The organism is Dictyobacter formicarum, assembly GCF_016587435.1.
The window spans coordinates 261,840-284,847 of the sequence record NZ_BNJJ01000004.1 but is presented as its reverse complement, the minus strand read 5'-3'; the positions used below and the strand labels follow the sequence as shown (position 1 = coordinate 284,847).

Genomic DNA, 23,008 nt, shown 5'->3' with positions numbered 1-23,008 from the left:
CGGATAGCCAATATAACGGTGAAAGGCAAGTGCAATGAAGCAAAGAGTCTATCGTACCGAGTTGACACCCGTAAGTTTTCTGCAACGCAGTGCCCTGATTTTTCCAGAGAAAACGGCGATTATCCATGAGGGGCGAACGTACACGTATCGCGAGTTCGCTGAGCGTGTCAATCGGCTGGCCTCACGCCTGCGGGCGCTGGGACTGCGGAAGCATGAGCGCGTCGCATTTCTCTGCCCCAATACCCCTGCCCTGCTCGAAGCGCACTACGCGGTCCCGGCGGCTGGCGGCATCCTGGTCGCCATCAACAATCGGCTGAGCAGTTCCGAGGTTGATTTTATCCTGCATCACGCTGGCTGCTCGTTTCTGTTTGTGGATCATGAACTGGCTCACCTGGTCGCAACGGTTGATCTAACGGGCATCCAGACCATCCATATTCAGGATACGGGTTTAGCCGATGATCCCTATGAGCAGTTTCTGGCCGCTGGTTCGCCTGAGCCGGTTGAGAGCTGGCTGGCAGACGAAGAAGAGACAATCTCCATTAACTATACCTCGGGCACGACCGGCAATCCCAAGGGGGTCATGTATACCTATCGCGGCGCTTATCTCAATGCGCTGGGGATCGTCATTGAGACGCAACTGAACAGTAATAGCGTCTATCTGTGGACCCTACCGATGTTCCACTGCAACGGCTGGTGCTTTACCTGGGCCGTCACCGCCGTTGGCGCCACCCATATCTGTCTGCGCCAGCTCAATCCGGCGCAGGTCTGGGATATTCTGGATCGCGAGGGCGTGACCCATTATAATGGGGCACCCACCGTCCATATCTTCCTGGTCAATCATGCCAAAGCGCATAGATTGGCCCGGCCAGCTACCGTCGCCATTGGCGGTGCCCCACCGTCGCCCACATTGCTGGCGCAGATGAAGCAGTTCAACATCCATCCTTTACATCTCTACGGCCTGACCGAAACCTATGGTCCCAATACCGTCTGCGCGTGGCAGCCTGAGTGGGACACGCTTTCTGAGGATGAACAGGCACGGCTACGAGCGCGCCAGGGACAGGTGCATACAACAGCAGGCCAGACGCAGGTCTTTGGTCCGACGCTAGAAGAGGTACCACGCGACGGCCAGACTATGGGCGAGGTCATGATGCGCGGAAATACCATCGCAAAGGGCTATTATGAAAATGAGGCCGCCACCAGCCAGGCCTTTGAGGGCGGCTGGTTCCATTCAGGGGATATCGGTGTCTGGTATAGTGATAGTTATATAGAACTGCGCGACCGTGCCAAAGACATTATTATTTCAGGCGGCGAAAATATTTCGACTATCGAGGTTGAACAGACCATCGTGCAACATCCAGCGATACTGGAATGCGCGGTCATCGCCATCCCAGATGGAATGTGGGGGAGCGCCCCAAAGCTTTTGTGACGCTGAAGCCGGAACAACGGCTGACCGAAACTGAATTGATCAGCTTCTGTCGGGACAGGCTAGCCCACTTCAAGTGTCCGGTCGCCGTCGAGTTTGGCCCGCTGCCTAAAACATCGACCGGCAAGATCCAGAAATATGTCTTGCGCGATAAAGCCTGGGCTGGCCTGCACAAACGCATTAACTAGGTAGGGCAGTGCCCATATACATAAAGGAGGTTCCCATGTCGTACCAATTGATCGAACTGAGCTATGACCAGGATATAGCCACCATCACGATGAATAACGTCAAGCGCCGCAATGCCCTTTCGCTGGCACATATGCAGGAGTTAATCAGCGCCTTTCGCGAGGTTGGTGCGAGTCAGGCCAAGGGAGTCTTGTTGGCGGCTAACGGAGCGGTCTTCTGCTCCGGCCACGATCTGTCGGAAATGGTAGATCAAGATCTGCCATTCATGAGTCAGCTGCTAGAAACCTGTACGACACTCATGAACACAATTCAGGATATTCCGCAGCCGGTGCTGGCATGTGTGCAGGGAGTGGCCACGGCCGCTGGCTGTCAGCTCGTAGCCACCTGTGACCTGGCGGTGGCGGCGGACCATGCCAGCTTTGCGACGCCGGGCGTCAAAATCGGCTGGTTCTGCACCACGCCGATGATCGCTTTGAGTCGCAATATTGGACGCAAGCGCGCCATGGAGATGTTGCTCACCGGCGATCCGATCGATGCGCAGACAGCGGCAGATTGGGGCCTCGTAAACCGCGTGGTGCCGGCCGAACAACTGCATGAGGAAGCGCTGCGCCTGCTCAGGGCCGCCAGTTGCAATAGCTTCAACGCCCGCAGCATCGGGAAACACGCCTTCTATACCCAGATTGACCTGCCCCAATCCCAGGCCTACGAGTATGCGCAGGGCGTGATGGCTTCAGCCTCACAGATACCAGATGCCAGCGAAGGCATGCACGCCTTCCTCGAAAAGCGTCAGCCCGCATTTGAGCACAAATAACGTGAAACAACGATATGTGTCCACTCTTGACCAGCGCGTTGGCATGACGCAGATTGGCAGCGAAGATACTGTGAGATATGAGGTGAAATCTGACATCTGCAAGTGTTTACTTTCTCGGTCAGAAGCTCAGAGCTTCTGACCGAATGTGCCGCCCTACAACAACAAAACAAGTGAGAACTCAGGGCACGAGCACAATCTTGCCATGGGTATGACGCTGCTCCAACTCACGATACGCATCACGAACATCAGCGAGGGAATAGACGCGGGCAATCGGGATTTCCAGTTCTCCCTGGTCGATAAGCCGGGCAAGATGAGCCAGTACTGCGGCGTTCGCCGCCTCGGCGTTTCCCTCGGCCTTGACGCCATACTTTGCCACAGCCTCAAAGTTGATAATCGTATCGATACGTTCCGGGCGGACACCAAGTTTGAGTGCAAGTTCGACGTAATCGGCACCGAATGTATCGATAAATGCGTCAAGGTGATCGTCAGCGGCCGCACGAATACGCTCCTCGACGCCCTCACCGTAGGCGACCGGGATAACTCCGTGGTCGCTCAGCCACTGATGATGATCCGAACTGGTCAGGCCGATCACCTTTGCACCTTCTCTTACTGCCAGTTGAGCCACGATTGAGCCGACTCCGCCCGCGGCACCTGAGACAGCGACGGTGTCTCCCCACTTCAGCGAGACAGCGCGAATTGCCGCGTAGGCTGTCGTCCCGGCGACAAACAACGAGCCAGCAGCCTCCCAGGAGACGTTGCGCGGACGATGGGTAAGGTCGCTGGCCTCTACAACGACAAACTCTGCCTGACTGGCCCTTTTGTTCGTGAAACCGATCACCTCATCGCCCACGGCAAAACCTTGCACTCCCTCGCCGACAGCGGTAACGACACCTGCCAGGTCACTGCCCTGCCCAGAGGGAAATGTGGCAGGCCACCGATCGGCAAACAAGCCCTTACGGATGGATGCCTCACCTGGATTAATACCGGCTGCCTTAACATTAACAAGTACTTGCCCCGGACCCGGCTCAGGTCGCTCGACATCTACGACCTGCAACATGTCGATTCCGCCATACTGATCAAACCTGACTGCTTTGGGCATGCTCCCACTCCTTCTTCTCATCATTTGGATTTTCGTCTTCGATGAGTGGATAAAATATCACTCGCAGCTACTATATCCGAAGAACATATATCTTGTAAGAAGGAACCAAAAAGTGATAGAGTTACCTTATGGAAACCAAGCAGCAAACACACCCTGATATTTTTCAGGCGAACTGCCTGTCGCGGCAGGTGCTACAATTGATCGCTGACCAGTGGACACCTCTGGTCATCTATGCCCTGGAAGGGGGCACGATGCGTTTTGGCCAATTGCTCAAACGGATCGATGGCATCTCGAAAAAAATGCTGACGCAGACCCTGCGGGCGCTGGAACGCAATGGCCTGGTGCAGCGCGTCGTTTATCCTGTCGTGCCTCCAGTCGTAGAGTATTCTCTTACGCCATTGGGACAGACGTTGATAGAACCAGTAAAAACGCTAGAGGTCTGGGCATACGGGCACCTGCAGGAAGTCGCGTACGCCCAAACAACGTATGATCAGCGCGATCAAAAGTCGCTCCAGGAAGAAATTGCTTCCCTTGTTCAACAGCGATAGCTACGGCAAGGCCCAACACACAGCTTACATACACACAACACTTGATTTTTTCATCAGAATGTAGGTATTGCGTTCTATGAGGAGAAAGGTACTCGAAGGAGCGCCCTTCGAGTGGGAAGTTGTGCCTATCTTGAAGCTCTTCATCCACCCGGAAAGGATGAAAAAAACTCTATCATCTGCGTCTGAGCATCGCGACAACCCTATCGCCGTCGAGCCAGCGGGCCTAAATAAAGGGCCATATCTATCCGTGTTAATTGTGTGCTGAGGTAGCGAGTACCTCCTCGCTAGCTCTGGTATGCGATAGCGGTAAACGTACCTCGAAGAGAGAGCCCATCCCCATTTGACTTTCGACACGGATCTCGCCACCATGGGCCTGCACGATCCATTGGACAATAGAAAGTCCCAGGCCCGTGCCTCCCACTTCCTCCTGCTGACACCATGTGGCCGAAGGATTATGCGAACGGGCCTTATCAACCCGGTAAAACCGGTTGAAGAGGTAGGGCAGGTGCTCATCGGAGATGCCCGGCCCATCGTCCTGTACGCGTAGTATGCCCCATTTACCGGACTTAGCGGTCAGTTCCACGTGAACGCGCTGGCCACTGCCACGGGTATATTTAATGGCATTCTCGATCAGGTTCAACATCATCCTGCTCAGATACTGCGGATCGCCATTCACGAGCAGCTCCGGCAAATCACCGGTGGCTAACGTGATGTCGTTTTGCCTGGCAAGCGGGAGGAGGCGCTCGACGCTCCCGAGGGCGATATCGCTCAGATCAACGTCCTGGCGCTGCAGGGTAAGTTGCCCGGTATCTGCTCGTGCCAGCAGCAGCAGGCTATTGACGATAGCCGTCATTTGCACATTCTCAGACTGCACCAGTTCTAAGATCTGCTTATATTCTTCGCAGGTATGCGATTGCGTAAGGGCGCGATTGATCTCCAGATCGATGATGGTCAGCGGTGTGCGCAGTTCATGGCTGGCATCGGCAGTAAACTGCGTCTGCCGCTTAAAGGCCGCATCCAGGCGGCCAAGCATCTGATCAAAGGTCGCCGCCAGCTCGCCAAACTCGTCTCTACGCTTCAAATTCAGGCGGCGCCGCAGATCGGTCGCATTGATCTCGTTCGCCGTACGTGTAATCATTTTAACGGGACGTAGTGCCTTCCCGGCCAGCCAATAGCCACCAATGGCGGCCGCCAGCAAGCCCAGGGTGCCATGGAACAGCCAGATAAACAGGATCGGCATCACCGTCCTCATGGGCAAACCAACCACCAGCGTCGCAATACGCTTATTCTGATCCAGCACAGGGGTAATCAGGACGCGGTAGCTATTATTCGTATTATGCCACCAATTATGCCACCAACCAGTGTGCTGATCCTGAGCCTGAGCCTGTGGGACGGTCAAATCGCTGACCGATTGACCGTGCTGTGCCCGATCCTGCAATTGCTGAATACTGGTGGCTGGCAACGTTCCGCGTTGGTCTAGAATAACGTTCTTCGAGTTCAGCAGCAGCACAATTTCACCGGGCGCCAGCTTTTCAGAGAGTGTGTCAGGCGCCTGGTGCCGCGACAGAGCCTGTCGGTAGCTCGTACTTAGCTGTTGCGCCTCCTGATAGATCTGCATTTCCAGGCTGCTTTCAGCCGTCGCGGGATTGAACACAATCTGGGTAGCATAGAGACTACCACCAAATAACACCATGATCACGGCCATCACCGCCAGGTAGCTCAACGTCAGACGCACCCGTACGCTAGACCAGAAGGCCAGCAGCGAGTACCACAAACCTCGTCGCCTCATACTCATACACGCTCCTGCTGTGGCTGGGCCAATCGATACCCAATCCCGCGAATGGTCGTCAGCAATTTGACCTTAAACGGATCATCGATCTTACGGCGCAAACGGCGTACATAGACATCAATCACATTGGAGCTGCATTCAAAATCATAGTTCCAGATATGCTGCTCAATCATTTCACGCGTCACTACCTGATCAGGATGATACATAAAATACTCCAGCAACGCGAACTCTTTTGGTGTCAGATCGATTGGCCGCCGGTCGCGCTCCACTATATGAGTAACCGGATCGACAATCAAATCACCGAATTCCAGGCGCCCGCCGGTATAGGGATGGTTACGACGGAGCAGGGCGCGCAAACGGGCCAGCAGTTCACGCATCGCAAATGGCTTGACCAGGTAATCGTCCGCGCCATAATCCAGACCCTGTACGCGATCGTTGACGCTATCGCGGGCGGTCAACAACAAGATCGGGGTATGAATACGCCTCCGGCGCAGCTCGCGACATACTTCCAGACCATTTTTCTCAGGCAACAGAATATCCAGAATAATCAGATCATACGGTGTTAATTCCGCCAGATCCTGTCCTTCTTGTCCATCATAAGCTGTATCGACACTATATCCTTCATGGGTAAGATTCATTTGCAAAGAGCTATTCAAACGATGATTATCTTCAACAACCAGGATACGCATAGAGCCACCCCTACTCATAGTAAGTACTTATGCAACACTATTCAGCATTCTCAACCAACTTTATATTCGAGGCTATCACATTACAACAATTATCACAACGATTATCGCATAACAAGATGACAAATCGATGACAAAAAAGAGCAGACTTTTTCATGCTTTCGTCATTTGAAATCCCTACACTGAGGGTACAGGTTCGAAAGCACCAGCTTCCCCCATGTATTGGGAAGTTGAGCGCCCCCACACGGGCGGGGGCATCCGCACCCGTCTTTTGAGCGCCGCAGGCGCGTACTGTCAGGGGCCGAAGGCACGAAGAGCAGGTTTTCAAATGCTCTCACAGTCTCTAAAGACATTTATTCAGAAACAAAAAGAGGAAGAAAAAATGGCAACACGCATTTTACAGATTATTCTAGGCATCGTTGGTTTAGGAGCGCTCGCGCTGGGGCTATTGATATGGACCATGGGCCTTAACCTATATGCTATTCATATGTTATTCGGACTGCTTGTAACGTTGACGCTACTTGTGAGCGGCATCCTGGCCGTCACCACCAGGGAACTTAGAATCTGGGGGATTGTCGGCATAGTGTATGCCCCTATTGTACCAATCTTTGGCTTGACGCAGTTTAACATCCTCCCGGGAAATCTCCACTGGCTGATTCAAACGGCACACATGCTGGTTGGCCTGGGTGCCATAGCTCTGGCTGGCAACCTCGGCACGCGCGCGCTGGCACGCAAACGGGCCGCCTCCGGCACTGCGGTCGAGTCTCAGATAGCGCGCTAAGGAGTGGATAGATGATGATCAGGCTAAAAAGAGTAGGTATCACAACGGTTTGTGCAGCGCTACTGACACTATTGCTGGCCGCCTGTAGCTTGACTGGATCCGCCAGCAGCACAGGTCCCAACCAGGTACATATGGACAACACCAGCTTTGTACAATCTTCAATCACCATAAAAAAAGGCGAGAGCATCACGCTGGTATCAGATACCCTGGTCGGCCATACCATCGCCAACGGCGCCTGGCAAAATGGAGCCGGTCAACCAGCCCAGGAAGCCGGAGCGCCCAAAGTGGATAACGTAATCATCGGAGGCAATAGCTCCGGCACAATAGGTCCCTTTAACAGCGCGGGCTCATTCAAGCTCTATTGCACCGTCCATAGCGGCATGAACCTCACCGTCATCGTACATTGATCACCGATCATCCGCGATGCGGCCATCGATGATGAGTCGCATCGCGGGCAATACGTTTGGCTGTTTCCGTAGGGCAGACCCATTTAATTCTGTGATTTAGAGTGTAGGACTTCTTGTCCTTCAAGACGCGATAGAGAATGACCAGGATTTTGTGCGCGTGACACCGAGGTGTCATGGCACTTGAAACACACAGACGAGGGAGAAAACCGATGAGCGACTTTCAGGCCATTGCTGATCGCTTCGAGATCGAGGCGCTGCGCGGCGAGTTCACCGACGCAGGGATGATGCGCAACTACGACCGCCTCGCGGCGCTGTTCACAGAGGACGGAGTGGTGCGAATACCCCACATCAACGCCGAGGCCGTCAGCCGGGAGGAGATCCGCGCTAGAGTCGAGCGGCTACAGGGTCTCTGGGACTACTTCGTGCAAACCACGCACCCCGGCACGATCCAGCTGGAGGGCGACACCGCGGTCGGCCGTGCATATATCTCAGAGCTCGGGCGCCTGCGCGACGGCCGCTCGCAGCTGAACTACTCCGTGTACCACGACCGCTACCGGCGCACCCCGGACGGCTGGAAGTTCGCAGAGCGCGTCTACGAGGTCAGATACCTCGACACCACTCCGCTGGCGGGCTCGGCGCCCCACGCAGCGGGGGCGCCTGCGAAGGAGCCAACCGAGAAGAGGTAGCTCGTGCCGTCAAAGTGGGACTAGCACAGGTTCGGCATCTCTCGCTCCATGCTGCACCGCTGGCGCCAGGAATTCCAGCAGACAGCCGTGTTGGCAGAGAATTTCTTGAGGCGATGAAGCTGATATCTTTTTCTTCCATATAAAAGCGCCTTTCTCTATCTAGAAGAGCGATTATAACTTCTATAGAACTAGCAAGCAAGAGCTCTCCCGGCATGTGGTACAATCATCATAATTAATATGAGGAGGGAAGCGCTAAAATGCCAGAGGTCAGGCTGCAACGTGACGAGGTCATGGCTTTGTTGGAAGAGTTAGGAACTGAACTGGCGGCCCGTGGCATTGATTCACCGATCCAGATTATTGTGTTTGGTGGCGTCTATATGCTGATGCAGATCGGCAATCGCCTCTCGACCCATGATGTGGATATCGTTCCGCTGGCCAGTAGTACTAATCCTCAGCAAGAGAGCAAACGGCGAAAGATTTTTAAGCAGGCCAGCAATGCTGTGGCGTCCCGCCATGGTCTGCCGCGCAACTGGATCAATGATGATGGCGCGCTCTTTGTAGAAGAGATCATTCAAAAAGGTGAACTGGTCCGCTGGAAGACCTTCCAGATGCTTGAGATCTTGCTCCCCGAGCTCGCCTGTATGCTGGCCCTCAAACTGACTGCCTTCCGACCCCTCCAGGATCTGGATGATACGCTCCACTTATGCCAGGCCCTCAACGTTACTACAGCTGAAGAAGCACAGGCCATCCTTGACCGCTATGTGCCCACCTCCTGGCAAGAAGAGAACCTGGTCGACGAGACCCTTATGGATCTGTTTGGATGATATGTCCTTGCCTTTCAATCACGGCGGACTCCGCTCACACGATTGAAAGATATGTTTTCTGATGTATCTATCGTGCTCAGCAAGGTAGTAATGGTATACTACAAAGGAAAGCATCTTAAGCACAGGTAATATGCCGGGATGAATATGGTACTCACTTTTACCGATGAACTGCATACGATTAAAAACATCTATCAGGGGATCACTCAAGGAGATGATCCTCGCTATGCTGTGGGTACTTTTCTCAATGACTTCTTTGACTATCATGCGGAAGCACGTCAGGCCCTGATTGCTGATCCCATTGTTGTCGAGGAACATCCACAGCCAGAGCACTGGCGATGGGCCCTCTTCTGTGTTGCCTCGATAGAATATCTTTGCCAGCAATATGTACTGGATTGTCCCACATGGGTGCATGCTCCTATGTACGCAACCCTACTGAGTGATCCCTGGTTTTTTGTGCCGACCGCCCTGCATAATCCAGCTGTCCGTGAGCGTTATGAACGCGAGACCCCGGCCCCCTTCACGCGCCGCAACATCTTTTGCGGATCTCGCATTCTCATGCACAAAAAAGCTACCCACAGGGCTACCGCCCACCACATCATGCAACCGGCCTGATTATTTACGAACAAAGGATTTCACTATCTTATCGCAAACGCTCCCATTTATCTACCGGGTGGCGACGATGGCGATCTCGCGGAAGTTCTTGTCAAGGGGACCACTCTCGATCGAAGTGTGTTGAAAGCCCGCCGTGAGCAATGAGGCAGCTAGCTGCTCGCCGGTATAGATGCGGCAGGCGGGGCTATCAATGGCGTCGCCAGGCCACTTCTCTTGCGGCAAGAAGGTCAGGTAGAGGCGGCCGCCGGGCTTGAGCACGCGATAGAGCTCTTTCAGGATGGGCTGGGGATCGGGCCAGAAGTAGAGAACATGGATGCTGTACACCTTATCAAAGCTCTCTGACGCGCAGGGGAGCTGCGAGACGTCCGCGCAGATAAGGTCGAGCAGACCGGCGTTGATCGCCCGTAGATTGCGCCTGCGAGCGCTTTGCACCATGGTCGGCGACACATCGATTCCGGTGACATGCGCGGCCTTCCTTTGAGCCAGCAGCCGCTGCAGCGCCACGCCCGGCCCAAACCCAACCTCCAGAATCCGCTCACCGGGCTGAACATCGAGCAATGAAATGGTCCATACATTTTCTGGCCGGTGCTGCTCGGCCATCAAGTCGCCGGCAATCCATCCCCGCACCCCCTGCGGACGGCGATACTGCTGACTCACTCCCGGTACGCGCTCCAACAAAGAATGTAGCATGCCCATAAATCATAAATCCTTTTCTTTCTTTATATTTAAGCCTAGAAAGTGCCTGAAAGCCATATGGTTCACGCCTTCAAGCTGAGGCAAGGAGGAGGAGGAGATCATGCCCCTGGCATGCTCGTCATGTCCCCGACATCCTCGTCAGCACCTATGACACTACGCGCCTACGGCGCTCAACAGGTTATGATTGGGTGGTGCCACACCGTCGCAGGGCGACGGTGTGGCACCACCCAATCATAAAAAGGGGCGGCCACGTATGTGGACGCCCGTGTGGGGGCGCTCAACTCTTACAGGTATAGGTTTTTTGGATTCGCGCCAGGCAAGCGGGGATGCAAGGGGCGGTCAGCCCCTTGACTGGGGGGTTGGGGGCTGTGCCCCCAACTCCTCCTCTCCTCGTGCCGCCCGCAGGGCGGCATCAAGGGGCCTCAGGGGCGTAGCCCCTGAAAAACCTATACCTGTAAGGGCGCTCAACTTCCTCATGAATATGAGAGTACCTGAACGGGAAGGCAGGCACAAGATACTATCAACTATAATGATTATGAGAATTTTTTATGGAACAAGAGGCCAGACCATTGGATCTTAATCAACTGCAGGCTTTCGATCAAATTATGCTACAGGGTAGCTTTAGCAAAGCGGCGCGCCGATTAAACATTTCACAACCATCGATCAGCCTGCGCATCCAGGCGCTGGAGCAAGAGGTTGGTGGCGCGCTATTTATTCGTGGGGGCCAGCGCTTACAATTGACCGAGCTAGGAAAGAATTTCGCGCCCCACGCTCGCCAGGCATTGCAGGCGATGGCTGCCGGTCTGGAGAGCGCCCAGCATACGCTACAGGGTAGAAAAGGACAACTGATGCTGGGCACGTCGCCCACACAGACCACCGGCTTTTTCGCTACCGCCCTCGCACGCCTCTACAGAGAGCAACCCGAACTGGACATCGCCGTGCATACCGGCCACAATCAGCAAATCGTAGAAATGCTTCACGAGGGCTTTATCCAGTTCGGGCTCGTCACCGGACCCTTTTTCTTGCCTGAAATGCAGACCATTTTACAGGTGCGCGAGCCGCTGATCGCTATGGCCCACGCTAACCATCCACTGGCCCGCCAGCAGCAGGTTAGCATAGCGGAACTGGCAGCCAGGAGTGATCCATTCTTCGCCATCGATTGGAGCCTGGAAGCTCGCTACTGGCAGGCACATCATCTGGCGACACAACAAGCGATCGTCGAAGTTCCACCGCAGACAGCCTATGACCTGTTGATCAACGGTATCGGAACGGCATTCCTGACACGCTCGTTTGCGCGCCACGGACTCCAAACAGGAACGCTGGTCGAACTTGGGCTTCATCCCAATCCAAATCTGCATAGAGAAAGCGTCGTCATACAGCATCAGCGAACAGGGACCCTCTCCACTGCCGCCAATGAATTTCTGCGCATCCTGCGCGAAGAAACACGCAGCCTCCCTTGAAGATCAGGGGATCTTTTTTTGATAGGCTATGTTTTATCGTCAACTTCGGTTTGAGCATCGTTCTCTGGAGGAGGTGTGCTAGTCACAGCCGCACGCAAGTCACGTGTGACAAATTGCACATGCAGATATTCTACACGCTGCTTAAGCTGTTCCAGAGGATGCTTCAGGTGCTCGAATGTACCTTTTAAGCGGCCAAAGGTCAGGCGGTCAGTGGGGGAGGAAAATGAATACTCATCCAGCGCCACAATGCCATCAGATAGGTACTGAAGTTGCGTTTTAATCATTTCCATGGTCTGCATCTGAGCATACCACTGTTGTTGCTGCTGGCGTTGAAAGTAGATGAGGGTAAGAAAAATCGGCCTTAATTCTGACGATTTCTGGCAGATCTCTTGCACGGACGCGAGCGTTCCACCCATTGAGAGATGCTCAACCACGCTACGCAATACCTGGCATTCATTGCGCAGGTGCTCGTAAGCTTCCGTTTGCTGCTTCAATGTGCTCAGGCGTTCGACCATCAGATTAAAACTCATAGCAATGGGCAACAGGGGACCAGCAGGCACAATAGCACGGGCAGAGAAATCGCCACGGGCCAGCATAGCATGGGCATTACGTAAGGTTCCGATCGCATCTTCGACGGCTCGTTTCTCCTGGGCTTCACGAGCGATCTGATCTATTACGTGTCGTGCCTCGCTGAGCTCTTGTTGTGTCAGCAGTAACGCGTGCTGCAGTTGCCGTAGCAGCCTGGTATTTTCTATCAAGCTCAAAGTCTGGCGAGCCACCAGAGCTACCATCAAGACAAACGAACTGCCAATCGCCAGCCATAAGGTTTGACCGCCTTGCGCAGCAATCACGGTACTTAAAATGGCGCAAACCACCAGGACCAGCAGAGAAGAAGAGGTAGAGCGCATTGAGAAAGTAAACTGCCGCCCATAGCTACGCAGACGTTGCTGCAAGCGCTGGCGCTCCTCCAGTATCATTTGTGGATGCTTGATAGCTGCCAGCGCAATCAAGAGGAGGCCCAGTGGATTGGTGATGGCGCGAATCACTTCTAGATGTGTATCATGGTGCAGGGCTTCATATGACCAGAGGCTATCACTGAATGCCAGCAGACAAATGCCCCAGAAGAGTCGCAAAAAAACCTTTTCCTGCTGCTCAGAAACAGCGATGCCGCAGAGACAAACAGATCCCAGAACCACCAGCACAATATCATTGATTGGCAACCAGGCAGACAACACGCGCGCAAAAATAGCGCCATGCATGGACACAAACAGTTGATTCAGGATAAAAAACCAGGAGAGAATCAGTAGCGCACTGCTAATAAGCAGAAAGTCCAGCAGTAGCCGTAAGCGTCCCTGCAACGCTCCGTGCTTACGGGCCAGCAGCACGATACCAGCATATAAAAAGCAGTACATCAGGATCAGCGGCCAGCGATAGCTGTCTTGAAAAGAAATCAGACCTTGTACAGTACCTATCCAGAGCAGTTGTCCACTCAGAGACAACAATATGCCAAGCGTAAACAGGCCCCACATAATGTTCGCTGCCTGCAGAGACTGCGCCTCAACGTGCAGCATAAGCGCAGTCTCTTCGGATAGCAATGTCTCCGCCAGCACATGCCGCAATTTACGCCTGAGTCTATGCTTCAGACCCAACATGCGCAACAGGAAAAGCAGCGCCAGACAGCCACCGATGCCCTGTGACGCATACTCCACATAAACGCTAACCGAACTTTTAGCTGACAGTGGAAGCGACACAAAGAGCAGCAGCCAGGCAGCAAAAAAGAGCAACACCAGACCTGCCACTATTTTTCCACAGTATTGTTCTAGCCAGAGGCTGCGCATAACACCTGGATCATATAATTGAACCTCGTGATTGGCCGCTGACGAAAACGCCGCATGAAGATGGCCTGCAGCCGCACGAATATCAGCCTGGGAAAGATTGGGCAACGTTTTTGATATCGCAACGTGAGGATTATTGTGTGTTGATTGAACGGGATTACCATCATTTTGTTCGGATATTGAAAAATCATCTGAACTTCTACTCGCCATTTCGCCCCCCTCACTATATCACTTTCAATATGTACAAAAATCATAGTAAGTTAAAATTTTTTGATATAAAAAACTACTATCTTTGTATACCTTATGGCCTATTATAACACACCTGGAGCCTAAAGTACTTCTTTAATTTTTTCGTTTATTCTTATGAGAATTATACATTTTTCATAAATGTTAATCATATTAATCACAATTTGCTCTTTGTGTCATAAATGATTTGCAGAATACTGATAGATAGCTTATATTATACATATACATATCAGTGATCCTTAAAACGCAAATGAAAGGATTATAGTACCGCTTTGGCTCAATATAGCTGGGCAACCTGCCCTACTGCCACCCGTGTGCAGATAAATACGTTCTGTGAAAATTTGCGCACCATATTAGACACCCAGCTGATTGGTATCTATCTCCATGGCTCGCTGGCAATGGGATGCTTTAATCCTACCCGCAGCGACATTGATATGCTGGTAGTGACCCAACAGGCATTGAGTGTCTTTGTGAAACGCCAGCTCGTGCTACAACTTTTGCAAGCCTCCAATCAGCCCCATCCAATTGAAATCAGCTTCCTGGTCGCCGAGCAAATCAATCCTTACCAACATCCGCTGCCTTTTGATCTACACTACAGCGAGACATGGCGCGAGCAAAATCAGGCCGAGCTGGTCAATGGTGCCTGGCAGCACTGGAATGAACGCCGGGGGACCGATATCGATCTAGACGCTCACATCACCATCTTACAGCAGCGCGGCATTACCCTCTATGGACAGGAGCATCAGCAGATCTTTCCGGAAATACCAATTAAGCATTATATAGCTGCCATTATTGATGACTACTATGGGGCGCGCGAAACGAAAAGTAGCAATAGCGTCTATTTTCTGCTCAACACATGCCGTATCCATGCCTACCTTCAATCCTGCCATATTTACTCAAAAGATGAAGGTGGCGTCTATGGCCTGACCACTCTCCCCGTAGAGTTTATCGGCCTGATTACGCTGGCGCTGGACATTTATCGCGGCCGTTCCGCCGAGCGTAAATTCGAGCCAGAGCTACTGGACAGATTTACTACTTATATGGATAATTATATTCATGAGTGGCAACAAGCATAAAACAAGCAGAAGGAAGATGCCAGGCGCGTTTAAATGCTTAAACGCGCCTGGCATCTTCCTTCTGCTTTTGCAACTACTATAAATTCACTTGAAACTGGCTGGACCGATCAGCGAGCCTGCTGCAATGAGTTCCGTACTAACAGTGTATCCGAAGCAGTGATATTGTCGCTATCACTGACATCAGGAACGCTCGCCGCCGCGGTCGAGGTTAAGATGGGCACGGCTTCCTCGTTGAGCTCACCGGTAATAGAGATAGGTGGCAAAGCTATATCTGGTGCAAGCGCAGGATTACCTATGTACTGCGCGTGGATGATCGCAGGACTGATAGTATTACTCAGTGAGATACGCCAGCCTTTGCCCTGCGCCTGGATATGGCTTAATCCCAACGGGATAACTTCATCTACAACAATAGCACTGGGATGTACAGCAGCTCTAGCATCCCCCGTATTCCCCACCACCAGGGCCAGCTTCACCGGACCATGTACCAGGGCATAATTCCCATACAGGTTAGAGTTTACGATAGCTAGAGTGATGCCCGACTTCCGCTTTGAGATGCTCCTGGCAGCTCTACTCTGATTTAGTCTGGTAGTGACCATAGTCGCACTCGTCGAAGCTGATGGAAGTGTCGCAACCGGCATCTCTGTTGAGGTCGCTGTTGTAACCGCTGTGGCAGTTGAGGTAACCTCAGCAACAATCGTCGGAGTTGCAACGTCCACGGCCGTCGCCGTTGTTGCTCCCGCAGCCGTCGGCGTTGCTACGCCTACAGCAGTCGGGGTCATAGTGGCCGTCGCCGTCGCCGAGCCAGCAGATTGTACCACGATAGAATCTACGCTGATATTGGACGATGAATTCGGGTCATCATTAGATGTTACCGCCGCTGCATTAGAGAACAGTGGTCCAGAGGCGCTGGTAAGGATGCCGCTCACGGTAATCGGCGGCAGGCTCGCGCCGGCAGCAATAGGATAAGGGCCATCGAAGGTTCCCGACAACGCGACAGGTCCAACTGTGTTCGAGGCACCAATCGTCCATCCTGGTGCATTAAAGGTGACATTACTGATACCAACTGCAGCAATATCAAACACCGACACAATTTGATTCTCTGGTCCCTGAGTATTGTTGACCTGTAATACATAGCTCACCTGCTGACCAACGGCATATGTATCACCAGCCGGTGCTTCTGGTCTGCTGATCGAGATAGTCAAATCAGGTCCCTTAAACGAAGTAGCGCCAGCGGTGGCAGTAGCGGTCCCCTCAGTTAATGGAGCAGAGGGTGGCAGCACTATCACACGAGACGTGGGACTCGCCATCGGCGTTGACATCACAGACGGCGTGGGACTCGGCGTCGCCGTCGCTGTCATTGCAGGCGTTGGCGTTACGAGCGGTGTGGGACTCGGCGTCGCCGTCGCTGTCATTGCAGGCGTGGCCGCTACTGTCGCTGAAGGCTCTGCCGTTGCCGTCATTGCAGGTGTAACCGCTACTGTCGCTGAAGGCTCTGCCGTCGCCGTCATTGCAGGCGTGGCCGCTACTGTCGCTGAAGGCTCTGCCGTCGCCGTCATTGCAGGTGTTGCCGTAGCAGTCATTGAAGAGGAGGGCGTGGCAGCCAGGTCGACGGTTGCGACCGCTGTCAGCGATGGCGTCGCGCTTGCAGTAGACGAAACGGGGGTACCTGTCGATGAATCGTCAACCGCCACAAAGGTCGAAGGCAGATTTGCGCCAACAAAAACAGTATCCGTGACGATACTATCAAGCGCGTTTGTATCGTTTGGCGCATCAATCGTGGCAGTATTGGTAATAGAGGGCCCAGCATCAGCGGTCAACGTTCCGGCAAAGAAAATTGGCGGCAACACTGTATCGTCCTTGACCGGATAGGAGCCGTCATAAGTGGCCGTCATAACAGCCGGGCTAACCGTGTCGCTAAGACTAATTTTCCAATGCGTGCCCTGCACACTTAAATTTGTCAGACCCAACGGCACAACATCCATAATTACAATAGAACCTTGCTTGCTTACGCTGGCCGCGCCGGCAGTGTTGCCAGAAAATAGGACATAGGTCAGTTTCTTACCGACATCTAAATGGGATTCGCCCATACGTAACTGGCGAATGTAAAGATCAGGCGCGGGAACCGACGGTGTCGCGCTGGCGGTAGGGGTCTCCGTTGGCACGCCCGCCTTCACCTGTTTCTTGTGCGCTTTCGTATGCTGGTGTTGTTGTTTTCCATGTTTAGCCGCATGCCTGACATGTTGCTGTTTTCCATGTTTAGCCGCATGCCTGACATGTTGCTGTTTTCCATGTTTAGCCGCATGCCTGACATGTTGCTGTTTTCCATGTTTAGCCGCATGCCTGGCATGTTGCTGCATTTTACCAGCGAGGTGATTGGCATGACCAGGAATCTTGATCACTTTGGAGGAATGAGCCTGCTTGGTCACGCCGCGAGCAATTGCCGCATGAGGCATCAGGGTACTTCCTGCCAGCAACTGGCTTCCTAACAATAAGAGACATAGCACACAAATAGGCAGGAGTATAAGTGGCCGGGAACGCCTACCATGAGATTTAACTTCTATATGCTCTGGTTGCTTCATTACACTACTCTTTCTTTCTACCTTCAATTCCACCCGGGAAACAGCCCAAAGAGCAATCAGGGTAATCCACATCCAGTATAAAGAGCTCGAAAAAATAAGAAGCAACAATAGCAGAGCTATTAAGTAATATAGCAGCCTGAGGCAGCGTTTGCTTCTCATAATTATGGGAAGCAGAGCGCCCCTGGGCCTGGGGAACGCAGGCGTCCCCACTCTCTTTTTATATGTTAGTGCAAAACAGGCGCGGATGCGCCTGTTTTGCACTAACATATAAACCTCTTTTGAGCTCCGCAGGAGCGAAGCGTGAGGCGAGGAGAAAGTGGAGAACAACACAAGGACCGCGAGAACGGGCTCGCGGTCCTTGTGCTCTTTTATGTAGTCAGAGAAAATTATTGCTGTTGATCTGGCGTGTCCTGAGAAGGTGGTTCGTTCGCCAGCATGGCGGCTTTGACAACTTCGGGAGGCGCCAACTCCAGGCGCTGCAGAATAATTTGATGCAAAGCTTCAATACGCTCATGCTGAGCTTCAATGTGCTCTAATAGCTGGATAATCATATGATCTTGATGATCCAGATGCTCCATCACATTGCGCAACTCTTCTTCGCCTTTACAATCGGTCAGATAATCATTTTCCGCTGTCAAGCGATCTTTTTCCGCCTGCCGATTCTGGCTCATCATCACAAACGGGGCCGCGTAAGCCGCCTGAAAGGACAATGCCAGGTTCAACAAAATAAAAGGATAGGGGTCCCAGGCTTTGATCCAACCGACAACATTCAAGACAATCCAGCAGAACAAAATGATTGATTGCATAATAATAAAGGGCCAGCTTCCCACGGTCGAAGCCACCGCATCGGCAATTTTGGCACCCGCAGTCAATTTTTCTTCATGGGCCTCATTGACATTAATGATCGGGGGGTGCTTATGCGCAAATTTCGGAAAGCGCCATTGCGTAACATCTAGATGAGAAAAAGGAGAGTTAACAGGTTGTTCCCGTTTCCCGGCTGAAGATCCAGTGTCAGTTTTAGAAATCATATCCATGATTGAATCCTTCCTTAAAAAATTGCCGCCATGCTGTGTAGCATATATCCAGCTACACACTCATATCGATATGGCATCTTTCATATGGCATATGGTACATAAACTGCCAGGTTTGCAGCACGAGTCTAATCGTTAAAATAAACGCCGCACTCAACCCTTTATACCATACCAATAAATGCTAGACAGAGCAATAATACTGTGCTACATTCTTGAGAAGAAAACCAGACTCAACATGGGGAAAAGGAATGCACATTGTAATCTTTGCTGGCGGTACATTGCGTTCGAGCCGGGCAGTGCGCCAGGCCATCCAGACCGCCAACCTGATTTTAGCTGCCGATAGCGGAGCGGCCACAGCTTTAGAGTACGGCTGCATTCCTGCCATGATTTTAGGGGATTTTGACTCTCTAACCAGCGAACAACTGGCACGGCTACAACAGTTGGGAAGCAAGATTGTACGTGTTCCTAGCCAGAAAGATGAAACGGATACAGAACTGGCGCTACTAGAGGCAAAAAAGCGCGGGGCCAGTTCCATTACACTACTGGGCGCGCTGGGTGGACCACGCTTTGAGCATACGCTAGCCAATACCTTCCTGCTCAGTGGCTTTCCAGAGCTCTCCATTCGCATCATCGACGGACCCACAACCTGCTGGCTACTACAGGGTCCCGGCCAGAGCGAAATCGTGGGCGAGCCAGGCGACTTCCTCTCCCTCTTCCCCATCACACCCGAAGTAACAGCCATCACCACCACGAATCTGGCTTATCCACTGCATGGAGAAAGCCTGCGGCTCGGCACCCCGCGCGGCATCAGCAACGAACTCCTTCAGGAGCGCGCCAGCGTCACCATCGAACAGGGAATGCTCATCCTGATCCATACCAGCAGGCACTGATGGTTGCCTGCACCATCCTGACAGCACTCGCGTTACGTTGACAAACGCGCAGGTGAACCCTATACTTTTTAAAAGACCACATCAAGTACTTCGTTCGAAGTACAGCAATGATAATGACGATAGTGGAACAAATCAACTTCCTCTATTTTTTTATGAGCAGAGGCTATATTTCAAGTTCAACGAAAAACTTGATAGAATGGAATGCAGAATGAAATCAGCACTGATTGTCTGGGGAGGATGGGAAGGACACGAGCCAGAGAAAGGAGCTGCTCTCTTTGCTCCTTTTCTGCGCGAACAGGGCTACGAGGTAGAAGTAGCCACCAACCTGGATGTCTATTGTGACGAAGCAAAGATGCAGGCCTTAGATTTAATTGTGCCGATCTGGACCATGGGAACCATTACCCGTGAACAAGAGCAAGGGTTGCTTTCAGCAGTCAAAAGCGGTGTTGGTATTGCTGGCTGGCATGGCTGCATGGCAGATTCTTTCCGCAACAACACAGAGTATCAATTTATGGTTGGTGGACAATGGGTAGCCCACCCGGGCAATATCATCGATTATACGGTCAACATCGTAAACCATGATGACCCGATTACCGCTGGCCTATCCGACTTCAAGATGCATTCCGAACAGTATTATATGCATATCGATCCCAAAATCGAGGTACTGGCCACCACCACCTTCAACGGCCAATACGCCGAGTGGATCGACGGCAGCGTCGTACCAGTCGTCTGGAAGAAACAATGGGGCAAAGGCCGCGTCTTCTACTCATCCTTAGGTCATGTACGTACCGATTTTGACGTTCCCGAAGCATTAACCATCATGCAGCGCGGCATGCTCTGGGCCAGTCGCTAATCAAAAAACAGCAAAAACATATAGATGATTACGCACCAGAGATGCTCAAAAACAACATGGGTTACAGGAAATGGGCAGGAGTCCATTTCCTGTAACCCATAAAAAAGGGCTCGGGCGCGGACGCACCCGTCCGCAAAGCGAAACAACACAACAGCACTAATGTGCCTATTCCTCTCTATGCATGGATGTGGTATGCTAAATGCGCACAATCATACAGCTAGACGGGAAACAACATGGGGATTCAGGATCGCAGAATTAGACGAACGCAACATCGTCTGGCCACAGCATTAATCGATCTAACACTGGAGAAAGGTTTTGATGCTGTGACGATCCGAGATATCACCGAACGCGCAGATGTTGGCTATGCGACCTTCTTCCGGCACTACAAAGATAAATATGAACTGCTAAAAGATGTGCTGGATGTGGTCTTGATCGAACTGGTTAGCTTACTACGCACAGCTCAACCCACCAATGGTCCAGGCAGCACAGGAGCACTGATATTCCGCTATGTGCAAGAGCATAATGAAGTCGTTCGCGCGCTCTTAGGTACCCAGAACCTGCGCCAGCAGCTCCTCAAGGCAGCCACAGAAACCACCATTAGCGAGAGCGGTCCACGGCCCGGCAGTATCATTCCGCTTGAAATTGCCTCCTATCATATTGTGGCTTCTTCCATCGCCCTTATTGAGTGGTGGCTGGACCATGACATGCCTTATCCCATTGAGTTAATGGGCAATATCTATGAAGAGCTCATCGCACGTCCGACCAACGAGGCTGCTCTTTTACCAAGGGAACAATAATTAAAGTAGCTGCAGAAAGGCTTCGGCCACTTTAGAAAAGCGTTGGCGGCGCAAGAAAATCAGGTAGAGCGGTCGCTGCAACTCAAAGCCGGACAGCGGGATATGTTTTAAGCATTGGGTGGCCACTTCGAGCTCAATCGTCAACTGCGAGATAAAGGCATAGCCCAGGATGGCGCGTCCTGGGCACATCGCTGCTCACCCTGGCCATTTTCATCACCGTCAGCACCCTGCTCACATTCCCGCTCGACCTGGCGCGATAATCGAGGGCAAGCCTCGAACCTATGGGCGGCAACTAAAAAGGGACGAGATGGCATGGGATGGGGTAATTTATTGAAAAAACTGGTATAATATAAAAGAAGGGAAATCTGTACAGCTAAAAGTTGCGCTGGGGCTTTTCAGGAGATCTGGTAAGGGTAGATGGCAGATGTTTCCTGGCACTATCCATCAACAGTCTTTAGGAACCGGGCATGCTAACAAGATAATTACAGCATGCATTCCTGTCAGAAAGCAGAGATGAATGGTCGAGAAGAGAATATCACGACAGCGTCAGGAGCAGCAGCAACTCCTGTTTGCGCGCCAGCAGACAACCTACGCCTGGAGAAATGTACGGACAGTTGTACGCGACAATGTCATTATTGTCATGCAGCAAGAGGTACGCGTACTGGGGGTGCGCCGCGATAGCGATTTCGTGTTCCTGAGCTATACTGATCCCACCAGCGGTACCAAAACCGAGCAACTTTTCAACCTCGCCGATTATGTCTATTTAAAGCTGTAGTGCAGATATATGCTCTGAAATTGACCATCAGCCATCCCGGACATCTTCTCTCCCCGGCTCCTCCATTAGAGGAGCTGCATTATGCTGCCAGCACAGCCGCAATCAATACAACCGCCCAGGGTGGAATTTTCCAAATGAGCAATTCCACAAACGCGGCAGCTACATGTACGTATACGTATACGTACACGTAGCTGCTGTATAGCTTGTAAGGCTGCCTCATAGAAATCAAGGTTCTCCTGCACCCAGGACAGTTGACGGGCTTCAGCAGGCGCAAAAAGTCCACGCCAAAGACTTTTTGAGCGCTGTAAGCGCGTAGCATCGGGAGCCGAAGGCGCGAAACGTCCGGCTTTCAGACACACACTTAGATAGGACTGCTCTGGCCTTTTAGACATCAAAAAAATTGCTCAATATGCATTTTAATCTTTACTATATATAGTATCATTCAAATTACGGCCATTTCTTTCGGCTATCCCGATGAAAAAGCACGCCAGGGCCGCCCGCTCAGAAAAGATGCTCGCAAACCTCTGACAGAGATCCTGCACCAGGAACGCTACAACACCTGACGCATCGATGTGGGTAACAGCTCTGATTTAATCGACGGCGCGAACAGTTGGGTGCAGCAGCCCCAGGGTGATGATGGTGGCGGCGATGGCTCCGCCCAGCATAAAGACTGGCGCGGCGCCAAGCCGATCGGCGGCAATGCCAGCAAGACCATAGCCGATGGGCAGCAAGCCCGAAGAGACCAGGACATCAATGCTGGAGACGCGGCCCAGCAAGTTAGAGGGCACAAACTCCTGCAACGAGTTGGTCCAGGCCAGCCCCAGGACAGTAAAAGCCATGCCCTGGATAAAGAAGGCCAGGCTCATGTTGCTTTCTTTCTCGTTGTCTTTCATGTAAAAAGGATTGGTCATTGAAGGC

Annotated in this window: 22 protein-coding genes and 1 pseudogene; 14 read left to right on the top strand and 9 right to left on the bottom strand. The window is 52.4% G+C overall.

Features of this window, described 5'->3' with window-relative positions:
• Positions 1–34: 34 nt before the first annotated feature.
• Positions 35–1,611, top strand: a pseudogene (locus tag JMI88_RS08735) (acyl--CoA ligase family protein).
• Positions 1,612–1,646: 35 nt separating this feature from the next.
• The gene (locus tag JMI88_RS08730) at positions 1,647–2,420 is read left to right on the top strand and encodes an enoyl-CoA hydratase (protein WP_201361425.1); all 774 of its coding nucleotides are present in this window, start codon (positions 1,647–1,649) and stop codon (positions 2,418–2,420) included.
• Between the two features lie 178 nt (positions 2,421–2,598).
• Here JMI88_RS08730 and JMI88_RS08725 read toward each other — a convergent pair whose 3' ends face one another.
• Positions 2,599–3,519, bottom strand: a complete 921-nt coding sequence (locus tag JMI88_RS08725) for an NADP-dependent oxidoreductase (protein WP_201361424.1) — start codon at positions 3,517–3,519, stop codon at positions 2,599–2,601.
• Positions 3,520–3,647: 128 nt separating this feature from the next.
• On the opposite strand from JMI88_RS08725, the gene JMI88_RS08720 reads away from it, so the two are divergent.
• Positions 3,648–4,067, top strand: a complete 420-nt coding sequence (locus JMI88_RS08720) for a winged helix-turn-helix transcriptional regulator (RefSeq protein WP_201361423.1) — start codon at positions 3,648–3,650, stop codon at positions 4,065–4,067.
• A gap of 250 nt (positions 4,068–4,317) precedes the next feature.
• Here JMI88_RS08720 and JMI88_RS08715 read toward each other — a convergent pair whose 3' ends face one another.
• Both JMI88_RS08715 and JMI88_RS08710 read right to left on the bottom strand, forming a co-directional pair.
• Positions 4,318–5,862 (bottom strand): sensor histidine kinase, encoded by a 1,545-nt coding sequence (locus JMI88_RS08715; protein ID WP_201361422.1) that lies wholly within the window; start codon positions 5,860–5,862, stop codon positions 4,318–4,320.
• Complete coding sequence (locus tag JMI88_RS08710) at positions 5,859–6,545, bottom strand: response regulator transcription factor (RefSeq protein WP_201361421.1); 687 nt, start codon at positions 6,543–6,545, stop codon at positions 5,859–5,861. The genes JMI88_RS08715 and JMI88_RS08710 overlap by 4 nt, the downstream gene beginning before the upstream one ends.
• Before the next feature lie 379 nt (positions 6,546–6,924).
• Here JMI88_RS08710 and JMI88_RS08705 point away from each other — a divergent pair, with 379 nt between their 5' ends.
• From JMI88_RS08705 to JMI88_RS08685, 5 genes are all read left to right on the top strand, one after another.
• Entirely contained in the window at positions 6,925–7,323 is a 399-nt protein-coding gene (locus JMI88_RS08705) for a hypothetical protein (RefSeq protein ID WP_201361420.1), read from the top strand.
• Between the two features lie 11 nt (positions 7,324–7,334).
• Complete coding sequence (locus tag JMI88_RS08700) at positions 7,335–7,730, top strand: plastocyanin/azurin family copper-binding protein (protein WP_236022867.1); 396 nt, start codon at positions 7,335–7,337, stop codon at positions 7,728–7,730.
• Positions 7,731–7,939: 209 nt separating this feature from the next.
• On the top strand, positions 7,940–8,416 hold the full coding sequence (locus JMI88_RS08695) for a YybH family protein (protein WP_201361419.1): 477 nt from the start codon (positions 7,940–7,942) through the stop codon (positions 8,414–8,416).
• Between the two features lie 257 nt (positions 8,417–8,673).
• Positions 8,674–9,240, top strand: a complete 567-nt coding sequence (locus JMI88_RS08690) for a hypothetical protein (RefSeq protein WP_201361418.1) — start codon at positions 8,674–8,676, stop codon at positions 9,238–9,240.
• A 138-nt stretch (positions 9,241–9,378) separates the two neighbouring features.
• Positions 9,379–9,852 (top strand): hypothetical protein, encoded by a 474-nt coding sequence (locus JMI88_RS08685; RefSeq protein ID WP_201361417.1) that lies wholly within the window; start codon positions 9,379–9,381, stop codon positions 9,850–9,852.
• A 51-nt stretch (positions 9,853–9,903) separates the two neighbouring features.
• Here the strand turns inward: JMI88_RS08685 and JMI88_RS08680 are convergent, their stop codons facing one another.
• Positions 9,904–10,548 carry a class I SAM-dependent methyltransferase gene (locus tag JMI88_RS08680; RefSeq protein ID WP_201361416.1) on the bottom strand — a complete coding sequence of 215 codons (645 nt, stop codon included), beginning with the start codon at positions 10,546–10,548 and terminating at the stop codon, positions 9,904–9,906.
• 548 nt (positions 10,549–11,096) lie between these two features.
• Between JMI88_RS08680 and JMI88_RS08675 the strand changes: the two genes are divergently transcribed.
• Complete coding sequence (locus JMI88_RS08675; protein WP_201361415.1) at positions 11,097–12,008, top strand: LysR family transcriptional regulator; 912 nt, start codon at positions 11,097–11,099, stop codon at positions 12,006–12,008.
• Positions 12,009–12,034: 26 nt separating this feature from the next.
• On the opposite strand, the gene JMI88_RS08670 is transcribed toward JMI88_RS08675, so the two are convergent.
• Entirely contained in the window at positions 12,035–14,053 is a 2,019-nt protein-coding gene (locus JMI88_RS08670) for a hypothetical protein (RefSeq protein ID WP_201361414.1), read from the bottom strand.
• A 308-nt stretch (positions 14,054–14,361) separates the two neighbouring features.
• Between JMI88_RS08670 and JMI88_RS08665 the strand changes: the two genes are divergently transcribed.
• Positions 14,362–15,165 carry an aminoglycoside adenylyltransferase domain-containing protein gene (locus JMI88_RS08665; protein WP_201361413.1) on the top strand — a complete coding sequence of 268 codons (804 nt, stop codon included), beginning with the start codon at positions 14,362–14,364 and terminating at the stop codon, positions 15,163–15,165.
• 107 nt (positions 15,166–15,272) lie between these two features.
• Here the strand turns inward: JMI88_RS08665 and JMI88_RS08660 are convergent, their stop codons facing one another.
• On the bottom strand, positions 15,273–17,744 hold the full coding sequence (locus JMI88_RS08660; protein ID WP_201361412.1) for a hypothetical protein: 2,472 nt from the start codon (positions 17,742–17,744) through the stop codon (positions 15,273–15,275).
• 386 nt (positions 17,745–18,130) lie between these two features.
• Positions 18,131–18,649, bottom strand: coding sequence for a DUF1003 domain-containing protein (locus JMI88_RS08655; RefSeq protein ID WP_373323801.1), 519 nt, complete (start codon positions 18,647–18,649; stop codon positions 18,131–18,133).
• 374 nt (positions 18,650–19,023) lie between these two features.
• On the opposite strand from JMI88_RS08655, the gene JMI88_RS08650 reads away from it, so the two are divergent.
• From JMI88_RS08650 to JMI88_RS08640, 3 genes are all read left to right on the top strand, one after another.
• Positions 19,024–19,665, top strand: coding sequence for a thiamine diphosphokinase (locus JMI88_RS08650; protein WP_201361410.1), 642 nt, complete (start codon positions 19,024–19,026; stop codon positions 19,663–19,665).
• 208 nt (positions 19,666–19,873) lie between these two features.
• Positions 19,874–20,518, top strand: a complete 645-nt coding sequence (locus JMI88_RS08645; protein ID WP_201361409.1) for a ThuA domain-containing protein — start codon at positions 19,874–19,876, stop codon at positions 20,516–20,518.
• Between the two features lie 233 nt (positions 20,519–20,751).
• Positions 20,752–21,315 carry a TetR/AcrR family transcriptional regulator gene (locus JMI88_RS08640; protein ID WP_201361408.1) on the top strand — a complete coding sequence of 188 codons (564 nt, stop codon included), beginning with the start codon at positions 20,752–20,754 and terminating at the stop codon, positions 21,313–21,315.
• On the opposite strand, the gene JMI88_RS08635 is transcribed toward JMI88_RS08640, so the two are convergent.
• The gene (locus tag JMI88_RS08635; RefSeq protein WP_201361407.1) at positions 21,316–21,504 is read right to left on the bottom strand and encodes a type 2 periplasmic-binding domain-containing protein; all 189 of its coding nucleotides are present in this window, start codon (positions 21,502–21,504) and stop codon (positions 21,316–21,318) included.
• Between the two features lie 328 nt (positions 21,505–21,832).
• Here JMI88_RS08635 and JMI88_RS08630 point away from each other — a divergent pair, with 328 nt between their 5' ends.
• Positions 21,833–22,090: a hypothetical protein gene (locus JMI88_RS08630; protein ID WP_201361406.1), complete on the top strand. Its 258-nt coding sequence runs from the start codon at positions 21,833–21,835 to the stop codon at positions 22,088–22,090.
• A 590-nt stretch (positions 22,091–22,680) separates the two neighbouring features.
• Here JMI88_RS08630 and JMI88_RS08625 read toward each other — a convergent pair.
• Entirely contained in the window at positions 22,681–23,001 is a 321-nt protein-coding gene (locus JMI88_RS08625; RefSeq protein ID WP_201361405.1) for an MFS transporter, read from the bottom strand.
• Positions 23,002–23,008: the final 7 nt, after the last annotated feature.

Coding starts and splice junctions, on each gene's coding strand:
- JMI88_RS08635 (WP_201361407.1), bottom strand. CDS start 21,504: ATGTGCCCAGGACGCGCCATCCTGGGCTATGCCTTTATCTCGCAGTTG.
- JMI88_RS08715 (WP_201361422.1), bottom strand. CDS start 5,862: ATGAGTATGAGGCGACGAGGTTTGTGGTACTCGCTGCTGGCCTTCTGG.
- JMI88_RS08695 (WP_201361419.1), top strand. CDS start 7,940: ATGAGCGACTTTCAGGCCATTGCTGATCGCTTCGAGATCGAGGCGCTG.
- JMI88_RS08720 (WP_201361423.1), top strand. CDS start 3,648: ATGGAAACCAAGCAGCAAACACACCCTGATATTTTTCAGGCGAACTGC.
- JMI88_RS08725 (WP_201361424.1), bottom strand. CDS start 3,519: ATGCCCAAAGCAGTCAGGTTTGATCAGTATGGCGGAATCGACATGTTG.
- JMI88_RS08680 (WP_201361416.1), bottom strand. CDS start 10,548: ATGGGCATGCTACATTCTTTGTTGGAGCGCGTACCGGGAGTGAGTCAG.
- JMI88_RS08685 (WP_201361417.1), top strand. CDS start 9,379: ATGAATATGGTACTCACTTTTACCGATGAACTGCATACGATTAAAAAC.
- JMI88_RS08730 (WP_201361425.1), top strand. CDS start 1,647: ATGTCGTACCAATTGATCGAACTGAGCTATGACCAGGATATAGCCACC.
- JMI88_RS08650 (WP_201361410.1), top strand. CDS start 19,024: ATGCACATTGTAATCTTTGCTGGCGGTACATTGCGTTCGAGCCGGGCA.
- JMI88_RS08660 (WP_201361412.1), bottom strand. CDS start 17,744: ATGAAGCAACCAGAGCATATAGAAGTTAAATCTCATGGTAGGCGTTCC.
- JMI88_RS08690 (WP_201361418.1), top strand. CDS start 8,674: ATGCCAGAGGTCAGGCTGCAACGTGACGAGGTCATGGCTTTGTTGGAA.
- JMI88_RS08710 (WP_201361421.1), bottom strand. CDS start 6,545: ATGCGTATCCTGGTTGTTGAAGATAATCATCGTTTGAATAGCTCTTTG.
- JMI88_RS08625 (WP_201361405.1), bottom strand. CDS start 23,001: ATGACCAATCCTTTTTACATGAAAGACAACGAGAAAGAAAGCAACATG.
- JMI88_RS08645 (WP_201361409.1), top strand. CDS start 19,874: ATGAAATCAGCACTGATTGTCTGGGGAGGATGGGAAGGACACGAGCCA.
- JMI88_RS08640 (WP_201361408.1), top strand. CDS start 20,752: ATGGGGATTCAGGATCGCAGAATTAGACGAACGCAACATCGTCTGGCC.
- JMI88_RS08705 (WP_201361420.1), top strand. CDS start 6,925: ATGGCAACACGCATTTTACAGATTATTCTAGGCATCGTTGGTTTAGGA.
- JMI88_RS08630 (WP_201361406.1), top strand. CDS start 21,833: ATGGTCGAGAAGAGAATATCACGACAGCGTCAGGAGCAGCAGCAACTC.
- JMI88_RS08700 (WP_236022867.1), top strand. CDS start 7,335: ATGATGATCAGGCTAAAAAGAGTAGGTATCACAACGGTTTGTGCAGCG.
- JMI88_RS08675 (WP_201361415.1), top strand. CDS start 11,097: ATGGAACAAGAGGCCAGACCATTGGATCTTAATCAACTGCAGGCTTTC.
- JMI88_RS08670 (WP_201361414.1), bottom strand. CDS start 14,053: ATGGCGAGTAGAAGTTCAGATGATTTTTCAATATCCGAACAAAATGAT.